General features: G+C 52.3%; 1 protein-coding gene. It reads right to left on the bottom strand.

Annotated features, from left to right (window positions below):
- The coding region (locus AC3DEV_RS16985; protein ID WP_488372869.1) for a glycosyl hydrolase family 28-related protein at positions 1–409 on the bottom strand (409 nt) is incomplete at its 3' end.
- Between the last annotated feature and the right edge of the window lie 48 nt (positions 410–457).

Genomic DNA, 457 nt, shown 5'->3' with positions numbered 1-457 from the left:
ATTGATCTATGAATATCACGCCATCGAATAACAGCGAGGTGATTTGTGTTGCCACTCCTACCCTGATCGCGCCGCCGCCCGTCATTGTCGCCGCCGAATCAAACATCATGTCTCGGAAGATAGAGCGATCGGACCCGGCAACCAAATCAAACATGACTAGCGTCGTTGCGGTTGACTTTGTTCTCAGGATGCTTATCGCGCCATCGCCCTCAAACTTGATTTGTTTGTCAACTGTCAGAGTGCTAGAGATGATGTATGTCCCAGCCGGGATATAGACAGTTCCACCATTAGCCAATGATGCAATCGCCGCCGAGAATGCCGCCGTGGAATCCTGCCCACTAACCGCGCCGTAGGCTCTTACGTTTGCAACCTCAACCGATGAGTTTTTTGTTATAAACACATTTGACACGCTCGGACTCGTCGCCCCAGCCAACGCCGCGCTGATGGGCGTCGTTAG

The sequence above is a fragment of the Dietzia sp. IBK-p2-15D genome (genome assembly GCF_057773105.1).
Note: the sequence above shows the minus strand (reverse complement) of the source record. Positions and strands in the feature narration are given on the sequence as shown.